The following is a 9,643-nucleotide window of genomic DNA, read 5'->3' as shown; positions in this document are numbered from 1 at the left end:
GTCCATTAGTCCAATGATCAAACAATGATTTATCTTTTTAACGAGGAAGTCTTTTATGAAAATTGAGATTGATAAGAAAAGCGGCATTCCTTTATATCTCCAGATAAAACACCAGATTAGGGAATTATTAGAAAATGGTAATTTAAAGGAAGGGGAACAATTACCTACCGAAAGAGATTTATCGGAAAGCTTGCAAATTAGTAGAAATACAGTGAGTATGGCCTACAAAGAATTGGTATTGGAGAATATAATATTTTCTATTCCTGGGAAAGGCACTTTCCCTAATCCGAAAACCTCCGCATTATCTAAATCTAAAGCAAATAATAATCAATTAAAGATAGAAGAGATTATTGATCTTACTATCAATGAAGCCCTGGAGTTAGATTTTGAATTAAGTGAGTTTAAAAAAATAGTCAATAAGAGAATAGAAGAAAAGGAAAAATTGTTAAAAAATATTAACATTGCTTTTATTGAATGTAATCAGGAACAATTATATTTTTTTTCCAAAGGGATAGAATTGGGAACGGGTATTTCCATAATACCTATATTGATAGATGAGATTTATAAAGCGCCAGATATTTTTAGAGAAAAAATTAAGTCTATCGATTTGGTAGTAACGACATTTTTTCATTATAATGAAGTAAAAAAATTTCTTTCTGATCAAAAGCAGAGAGTTCTCACTATTGCCTTGGACCCTTTGATGGAAACGATGGTAAACATTGCTCATTTATCTTCCAAAGAGAAAAGCATTGGTTTGGTATGTATTACGGATAAATTTGCCCAAAGGGTTTTTCAATCCATTAAACAGACAGGAATAAAATTCTCTAGTTTTAAATTTATCATTTCTCATGATAAAGATGAAGTAAAGAAATTCCTGATTAATACAGACATAGTCATAACTTCCCCCGGAAGAAAGAAAGAAGTAGAAAAATTTATTTCTCCTCAAATTCCCCTCATTGAGTTTGTATATGTTCCCGACAAAGGATCTATGAGTATGTTAAAATTAGCCATTTTGGATATTAAAAGAGAAGGAGGCATTTTATAAAAGATATGAAGCAAAAAAAAATATTAGAAGTTTATCAAAATAATTCCACAAAGATATCCGTTCGTAGAGAGTGGTGTAAGTCATGTGGTATTTGCATTGAATTTTGTCCCAAAGACGTATTGGTTCCTGATGATCAAGGAAAGCCTATCCCTAAAAATATTGATGCTTGTATAAAATGTAATCTTTGTGAACTTAGATGTCCGGATTTTGCGATTACAGTAGAAGGAGCGAACAAGAAAGATGAATAATTTAGTAAAGAAAAAAAATATAAAATTATTACAGGGGAACGAAGCCTGCGCTAAAGGAGCTTTATTGGCAGGAGTAAAATTTTTTGCCGGTTATCCTATAACTCCCTCTTCAGAAATTGCTGAAAATATGGCGCGTGAATTACCTAAAATTAGTGGGAAATTTATACAGATGGAGGATGAAATTGCCAGTATGGCAGCAGTTATAGGAGCTTCTATTGCTGGATTAAAATCTCTAACTGCTACTTCTGGTCCCGGAATGTGCTTGAAACAGGAAAATTTAGGTTTTGCTATTATTAATGAAATACCTTGTGTGGTAGTAAACGCTCAAAGAGGAGGCCCAAGTACCGGTCTACCTACAAAACCCTCTCAAGGCGATATGATGCAGGCAAGATGGGGGACTCATGGAGATCACCCTATTATAGCTCTTGCCCCTTCTACTGTTACTGAAATACTCAACTTAACCATCAAAGCATTTAATTTTAGCGAAAAATATAGAACACCAGTTATTTTACTCCTGGATGAAGTCATCGCCCATATGCGAGAAAAGGTAGAGATACCTGCTCTAGAGGACATCGAAGTGATAAATCGAAAAAAGCCCACTGTACCCCCCGAAGAATATTTTCCTTTTAAACCAGATGAAGATGGTGTTCCTCCCATGGCTAATTTTGGTGAAGGGTATCCTTACCATATTACTGGTTTAATCCATAGCGAAAAAGGTTTGCCTATTTCTGATTCCCAACAAATAGATCATTTCATTAGACGAATACATCATAAAATTCAGAAAAATATTAAGGATATATTACTTTTTGAAGAATACTTACTAGAAGATGCTGATACTGCTTTAATTGCTTATGGCTCGGTAGCAAGAGCAGCAGAAAGAACAGTAAAATTAGCTCGTGAAGAAGGCTTAAAAGTAGGTTTACTAAAATTATTAACTATTTGGCCTTTCTGTTTTGAAGAAGTAAATAGGTTAGCTCAACAGGTGGATTTAATTATAGTACCAGAAATGAATTTAGGTCAAATGGTATTAGAGGTAGAGAGATCTGCCCATGGAAAATGTCGAGTTATTCCTTACGGTCGGGTAGACGGTGAATTAATTAATCCTATTGAGATATTAGGAAAGATCCGGAAGGAGATAAAGAAATGAAAACAATAATAGATGATTATATCCGGAAAGAGATGTTTCCCCATATATGGTGTCCGGGTTGCGGAAATGGAATTGTGTTAGGAGCTATAATACGAGCTCTAGGTGATTTAAATTGGGAGAAAGATAAAATTGTAGCTGTTTCTGGTATTGGTTGTTCCAGCAGAATTACCGGTTATTTAAATTTTTATACTATGAATACCACTCATGGGAGAGCTTTGCCTTTTGCTACCGGTATTAAAATGGCGAATCCCGATTTAAAGGTAATTGTGGTTATGGGAGACGGAGATTGTTCAGCCATTGGTGGAAATCATTTTATCCATGCAGCACGACGTAATATCGATTTAACTGCTATTATCATTAATAATATGATTTACGGCATGACTGGAGGCCAATATTCACCCCTTACCCCAAAGGAAAAATTTGGTTCTACTGCTCCTTATGGGAATATTGATCAATCATTTGATTTGGTCAAACTGGCAGAGGCTGCGGGCGCAAGTTATGTTGCCAGAGGAACAGTTTATCATGTTCGGCAAGCAACTAATTTAATTAAAAAAGCCTTGGATAAAAAAGGATTTTCGGTAGTAGAAATAATATCTGATTGCCCAATATCTTATGGTAAGATGAACAAAATGAAATCACCGGTAGAAATGTTAAATTGGATAAAAGATATTACTGTATCCCAAAAGGTATGGGACGAACTTTCCCCTGATGAAAAAAAAGGGAAATATGCGATAGGTGAATTTATAAGCAAAGATAGACCAGGCTATTCTGAACTATACGAAAAGATTATTGAGAAAGCTCAGGGAAGTGGAGGCAGTACAATATGAAAGAAAGAATTGAAATATGTTTAAGTGGTTCCGGAGGGCAGGGATTAATTTTAGCTGGAATAATTTTAGCCGAAGCAGCAGGTATCTATGATGGTAAAGAAGCAGTTCAAACCCAGTCTTACGGACCAGAAGCTCGAGGAGGAGCAAGCAGATCAGAAGTAGTTATAAGTAATGATGCTATAGATTATCCAAAAGTGATAAAATCAGACATTCTTTTAGTTTTAACTCAGACTGCTTGTGATAAGTATATTAAAAATCTAAATAAAGATGGTATTTTAGTTGCTGATTCTGCATTAGTAACAGAAGTTCCTAATATCTCAAACAAAATATATTTATTTCCCATTTCTGAAACAGCTCAAAAGAAATTTGGAACAAAATTAGTTACTAATATTATTTCTTTAGGCATTATTGCTGGATTAACTGAAGTAGTTTCTCAAGAAGCTATTCGAAAAGCAGTGTGTTCTAGAATTCCATTTAAAGCAAAAGAAGTAAACGAGAAGGCTTTGCTCCTGGGATTTGATATTGCCCAAGATCTAAAAATAAGAAATTAGGAAATATGACAAAATAAAATTTATAAAAAGGAGAGTAAGATTAAAATGAAAGTTTTAGTGGTAAATAGCGGCAGTTCATCTATTAAATACCAATTATTTGACATGGGTAATGAGTCGGTACTGGCTAAGGGATTAGTAGAGAGGATAGGGATTTCTGATTCAATAATTAATCATTATCCTTCTCTCCGGGAACCGGTTATAACTCATCAGGATATTCCTAACCATAGGATTGGGATCAAATTAATGATGGATGCTTTACTTCATTTAGATTATGGCGTAATTAAAGACATCTCTGAAATAGTAGCAGTAGGTCATAGAGTAGTTCATGCTGGGGAAAAATTTTCCGGCTCAGTTTTACTTATCAATGAAGTCATGGATGCATTAAAAGAATGTATTGAACTTGCTCCTTTGCATAACCCACCCAATATTTTGGGAATAGAAGTCTGTAAGGAGCTAATGCCTGGGGTTCCCCAAGTAGGAGTATTCGATACCGCTTTCCATCAAACTATTCCGGAACATGCCTACCTTTACGGGATCCCTTATAAATATTATAAGAAATATAAGATAAGAAGGTATGGATTCCATGGAACTTCTCACAAATATGTAGCACAAAGAGCAGCTAAAATTTTAGGAAAATCTTTGGAAGAGCTAAAAATAATTACTTGCCACTTAGGGAATGGCTCAAGTATTACTGCTGTAAAGAAGGGGGTGTCCGTAGATACCAGCTTGGGATTTGGTACAGTTGCTGGTATAATAATGGGAACGCGCTGCGGAGATCTTGATCCCGCTATTATCCCTTTTTTAATGGATAAAGAAAAACTTAACGTTGAAGAGATGAACAGAATTATTTATAAAGAAAGTGGATTTCTGGGTCTATCAGAAGGAATTTCCAGCGATAATAGAGATTTAGGAGATAAGGCAAAACAAGGTGATGAAAGGGCTATGAGAACCATTTTTGCCTTTACTTATGGCATAAAAAAATATATCGGAGCCTATGCAGCAGCTATGGGAGGGGTGGATGTAATTGTTTTTACTGCTGGTATAGGAGAAAATTCCCCAGAAACCAGAGCGGAAGCATGTAAAGGATTAGATTTTTTAGGAGTAAAAATTGACCCGGAGAGAAATAAAGTTAGTGCCAAGGAAGCAATTATTAGTAGCGATAATTCAAGAGTAAAAGTAATGGTAATTCCTACCAATGAAGAGTTAATGATTGCAAAAGATACAGCAGAAATTTCAGGAAGTCTATAGGAATATTTTAGCAGAATTTAGGAGGCAAAATGTACAAGATAATTCATAAGCAGCGATTACATGAAACCATTTATTCTATGTGGATAAAAGCCCCGGAAGTCGCCCAATCTGTTCAACCTGGACAGTTTATTATCCTGATGATTAAGGAGCAAGGGGAAAGAATCCCTTTAACTGTAGCTGACTTTGACCGAGAGAAAGATTTAATCCGTATTGTCTTTCAGATAGTGGGTAAAACCAGTGAGGAACTTTCTCACTTAGAAGAAGGAGATACTCTTTTTTCTTTCATCGGACCTTTAGGTAAAAAGACTGAGATTGAAAATTATGGTACGGTAGTAACTGTAGGTGGAGGAACCGGTATTGCTTGCATCCATCCGATCACCCGTGCCTTAAAAGAAGCCGGGAATAAAGTCATCTCCCTGATCGGAGCCCGAAGCCAGGAATTGATTATCATGGAAGAGGAAATTAAAAAAGCTTCCTCAAAACTGATAGTGACCACTGATGATGGCAGTTATGGACGAAAAGGTTTTGTCACTCAAGTTTTAAAAGAGCTCTTGGATCAGGATCAATCCATTAAAAAGGTATGGACTATTGGTCCGGCCATCATGATGAAAGTTACTTGTGAAACTACCAAATCTTATTCGGTAGAAACTATCGTCAGTCTGAATAGTATTATGGTAGATGGTACCGGCATGTGCGGTTCCTGTCGAGTGACCATCGGTGAAGAAACTAAATTTGTCTGTACCGATGGACCGGAATTTGATGGACAATTGGTTGACTGGACCGAATTTATGAATCGTCTTTCTCGTTATCAAGATTCGGAGAAAAGATCCTGGGATCTCTATAAAGAAGCTTTTCATACCTGTACCTGTGGAAGGAGGGATAAGTAAATGGCTGAAATGATCTCTCCCAAAGAAAGAATGCAAAGAGAGCAGGTTCTCATGCCTGAGCAAAACCCTCAAGAGAGGAGTCATAATTTTCAGGAAGTCCCCTTGGGTTATAATCAAGAACAAGCCCTCTATGAAGCACAAAGGTGTCTGCAGTGTAAAAATCCCCAATGTGTTCCCGGTTGCCCGGCAGAAATTAATATTCCTCAATTTATTAAAAAGATAGTGGAAGAAGATTTTGCCGGAGCTTATTTGGAAATCTTAAAGACCGATAATCTTCCGGCAGTCACTGGACGAGTATGCCCTCAAGAAGAACAGTGTCAGCGGGTTTGTATCTTGGAAAAACGAAAGAAACCGATCGCTATCGGTCGATTAGAACGTTTTGTGGCAGATTGGGCTCGCGAAAATCATATTCACGGAAACCTTCCCCGGGTTGGGAAAAGAGAACCAAAGGTAGCCGTAGTAGGTTCAGGTCCTGCCGGACTGACCTGCGCTGCTGATTTGGCTAAATTTGGCTACGAAGTAACGATCTTTGAAGCCTTACACCAAATAGGTGGAGTGCTGGTCTACGGAATCCCTGAATTTCGACTCCCTAAATCGATCGTAAGGTATGAAGTAAAAGAAATTGAAAAACTAGGCGTAAAAGTGGTGACTGATTTTGTCGTAGGAGCTACTCAAAGTGTCGATCAATTAACCTATGAATTTGATGCAATTTTTTTGGCCAATGGAGCCGGCGCCCCGCGGTTTATGAACATCCCCGGAGAGAACCTTAATGATGTTTATTCCGCTAATGAATTCCTGACTCGTTCCAATCTAATGAAAGCTTACGCTTTCCCCGACTATGATACTCCCATCAAGATAGGCAAAAGGGCAGCGACTGTCGGAGCAGGGAACGTAGCCATGGATTCCGCTCGCACCGCTTTAAGATTGGGAGCTGAAAGATCCTACATTGTGTACCGCCGCTCTCGCAAAGAAGTACCAGCTCGAGCAGAGGAAGTCCATCATGCCGAAGAAGAGGGGATCATCTTTCATTTTCTGACCCTCCCTATACGAGTATTGGGTGATGATAAAGGAAATGTCAGCGGAATGGAATGTCTTAAAATGGCGTTAGGTGAACCGGATGATTCGGGTCGAAGGAGACCTATCCCTATCCCCGGTTCTAATTTCTTACTCGAAATAGATATGGTCATCGATGCTATTGGAACTTCTGCCAATCCAATTATCTCCCGCAGTGCCAGCGGAGTGAAGATTAATCAGTGGGGCTATTTCAGGATAGATGATTCTACTAAAATGACTACCCAAGAGGGGATTTTTGCCGGAGGAGATATTGTTAGGGGTTCAGCTACCGTTATCTCGGCAGTAGGAGACGGTAAGGTAGCAGCTCGGGCTATAGATGAATTTTTATCTTCGGGTAAGAGTTTAAGGAAAAGTAAGTAAGGTAAATAATTCTGAAATGAGGAGGTAAATGGTAGAGCAGAAAATTGATAATTTTTAAACTTTATTAGGATATTATTAAATTAAAATTCTAAGAAAAAATTAGGAGGATTTTAAAAATGTCTAAAGAAATGAACCCTTTTGAATTAGTACAAGCTCAATTTGATCATAATGCAGAACTGCTTAATCTTAATCCCGCTTTACGGGAATTTATGAGAGAGCCAGAAAGAGCGATACAATTTACCATTCCGATAGATATGGATAATGGTACCACCAAAACATTTACCGGTTTTAGAGTTCAGCATTCTACTGCTCGTGGACCAGCAAAAGGAGGTCTCCGTTTTGCAGAAGATGAAACCATTGATATGGTGAAACAATTAGCTATGATGATGGCCTGGAAATGTGCGGTGGTTGATATTCCTTTGGGTGGAGGCAAAGGTGGAATCATTGTAGATCCCAGAAAATTATCCGATAGGGAGACGGAAAGATTATGCCGTGGCTGGGTTAGAAAAGTATATGATTTTGTTGGCCCCGAAATAGATGTTCCAGCACCGGACGTAGGGACTAATCCTCAGGATATGCTCTGGATTATGGATGAATATGATACGATTAATAGGAATAGAAAACCTGGTTTTGTTACTGGTAAGGCGGTAGGAGTAGGGGGTTCACTTGGTAGAACAGAGGCTACAGGTTATGGTGTAGTTTACTGTATTCGAGAAGCATTAAAGAGGTTAGATATAGATTTTAAAGATGCTACCGCTTCTATTCAAGGTGCTGGTAATGTTGCTCAATATACTTGCGAAAAATTTGTTCAATATGGTGGTAAAGTATTAGCTATATCTTGTTGGGATTCAAAAAATAAAAAAGTCTACACTTATAGTTGCGAAAAAGGTATTGATCCAAAAGACTTACTTGCACCTGGAACTTTGGATAAATTCGGCACTATCGATCCAGAAAGAGCTAAATCTTTTGGCTGGAAACAAGAAGACGGGAATGCTTGGTTAAAGAAGAAAGTTAATGTTCTTATACCCGCTGCCTTGGGGCAATCAATTACTCAAGATAATGTAAATGATATTAATTTTGATACAGTAAAGATTTACGCAGAGGCAGCCAACACACCTACTACTTTAGAAGCTGACGAAGTATTAAAAAAGAAAGGTGTTTATATGATTCCTGACTTTATATGCAATGCTGGTGGAGTGACTGTTTCTTATTTTGAAGAAGTTCAGAATAATATGAATTACTACTGGCCTAAGGATGAAGTTTTAGAAAAACTCGACCGTATTATGACTAATGCTTTTAACTCAGTAGCTGATTTAGCCATCGAGAAAAAATGCTATACTCGTGATGCGGCTTATTTAATAGCGCTTCAGCGAGTAGCTAAAGCAGTAGAAGGTAGAGGTTGGGTAAAACCTAAAAAGTAAAAATAGTATCAAATGAAAAAAGTATCGAGTATATAGCAAATACGTATCTCGTATCTCGTAAAAAATAAATAGTTAGAAAAATTGAAGAAGTTTAAAAGTCATATATCTGGATTTATTTCTCTTACGAGATACGAGATAGGAGATATGAGATATACTGGGAGAAGGTAATCGAAAGTGGAAATATTTGCTTTAATTGGAGAGAGTGGCACAGGTAAGAGCCATAAAGCTTTATTAATTGCTCATAAATACAATATAAATTACGTAATTGATGATGGTCTTTTAATAAGGAAAGATAAAATATTAGCCGGACATTCTGCGAAAAAAGATAAGAACAGAATTCAAGCTATTAGGACTGCTATTTTCGAAGATCCTTCTTATGCCTACGAAGTAATAGAAGTAATAAGAAAGGCTAAACCAGAAAAAATACTAGTTATCGGAACATCAGTTAGAATGATTGATAAAATTATTAAAACTTTAGAATTGCCGCCCCCTAAAAAAATATTAAAGATTGAAGATGTTTCCACTAACCAAGAAATTGAGGAAGCAAAATTTGTTAGATTAAAGGAAGGGAAACACGTTATACCTTTACCCGGGATTGAAGTACAAAGAAAATTCCCGGTAAATATATTAGAATCATTAGAGATATTTTATAAGAAAAGATATAGCAGAAGGAAAATAGGCGAGAGAGCAATAGTACGGCCTCCTTTTAGTTATTATGGAAAATTATATGTTTCTGAAAACGCAATTTTAGATATAATTATTTATATACTTAAAGATTTTAAAGAAGTTGTAACCCTGGGTAAATCGCAAATTAGTATTAAAGAGGAAGGTATTC

10 protein-coding genes are annotated in these 9,643 nt (G+C 36.8%); all 10 read left to right on the top strand.

Annotated features, from left to right (window positions below):
• Nucleotides 1–55: 55 nt before the first annotated feature.
• Nucleotides 56–1,045: a GntR family transcriptional regulator gene (locus ENO17_02340; GenBank protein HER23878.1), complete on the top strand. Its 990-nt coding sequence runs from the start codon at nucleotides 56–58 to the stop codon at nucleotides 1,043–1,045.
• Nucleotides 1,046–1,050: 5 nt separating this feature from the next.
• Nucleotides 1,051–1,293: a ferredoxin family protein gene (locus ENO17_02335; protein ID HER23877.1), complete on the top strand. Its 243-nt coding sequence runs from the start codon at nucleotides 1,051–1,053 to the stop codon at nucleotides 1,291–1,293.
• Nucleotides 1,286–2,440: a 2-oxoacid:acceptor oxidoreductase subunit alpha gene (locus ENO17_02330; protein HER23876.1), complete on the top strand. Its 1,155-nt coding sequence runs from the start codon at nucleotides 1,286–1,288 to the stop codon at nucleotides 2,438–2,440. Before ENO17_02335 ends, ENO17_02330 begins: the two co-directional genes overlap by 8 nt.
• Complete coding sequence (locus ENO17_02325; GenBank protein ID HER23875.1) at nucleotides 2,437–3,267, top strand: 2-oxoacid:ferredoxin oxidoreductase subunit beta; 831 nt, start codon at nucleotides 2,437–2,439, stop codon at nucleotides 3,265–3,267. Before ENO17_02330 ends, ENO17_02325 begins: the two co-directional genes overlap by 4 nt.
• Nucleotides 3,264–3,818, top strand: a complete 555-nt coding sequence (locus ENO17_02320) for a 2-oxoacid:ferredoxin oxidoreductase subunit gamma (protein HER23874.1) — start codon at nucleotides 3,264–3,266, stop codon at nucleotides 3,816–3,818. The genes ENO17_02325 and ENO17_02320 overlap by 4 nt, the downstream gene beginning before the upstream one ends.
• 45 nt (nucleotides 3,819–3,863) lie before the next feature.
• Nucleotides 3,864–5,066 (top strand): acetate kinase, encoded by a 1,203-nt coding sequence (locus ENO17_02315; GenBank protein ID HER23873.1) that lies wholly within the window; start codon nucleotides 3,864–3,866, stop codon nucleotides 5,064–5,066.
• A 29-nt stretch (nucleotides 5,067–5,095) separates the two neighbouring features.
• The gene (locus tag ENO17_02310; GenBank protein ID HER23872.1) at nucleotides 5,096–5,953 is read left to right on the top strand and encodes a sulfide/dihydroorotate dehydrogenase-like FAD/NAD-binding protein; all 858 of its coding nucleotides are present in this window, start codon (nucleotides 5,096–5,098) and stop codon (nucleotides 5,951–5,953) included.
• On the top strand, nucleotides 5,954–7,387 hold the full coding sequence (gene gltA, locus ENO17_02305; protein HER23871.1) for an NADPH-dependent glutamate synthase: 1,434 nt from the start codon (nucleotides 5,954–5,956) through the stop codon (nucleotides 7,385–7,387).
• A gap of 116 nt (nucleotides 7,388–7,503) precedes the next feature.
• On the top strand, nucleotides 7,504–8,808 hold the full coding sequence (locus ENO17_02300; GenBank protein ID HER23870.1) for a Glu/Leu/Phe/Val dehydrogenase: 1,305 nt from the start codon (nucleotides 7,504–7,506) through the stop codon (nucleotides 8,806–8,808).
• Nucleotides 8,809–8,982: 174 nt separating this feature from the next.
• Nucleotides 8,983–9,643 (top strand): hypothetical protein (locus ENO17_02295; GenBank protein ID HER23869.1); only part of this gene is annotated, 661 nt, incomplete at its 3' end.

The organism is Candidatus Atribacteria bacterium, from assembly GCA_011056645.1.
In the GTDB taxonomy this organism is placed as follows: domain Bacteria; phylum Atribacterota; class Phoenicimicrobiia; order Phoenicimicrobiales; family Phoenicimicrobiaceae; genus Sediminicultor; species Sediminicultor quartus.
Note: the sequence above shows the minus strand (reverse complement) of the source record. Positions and strands in the feature narration are given on the sequence as shown.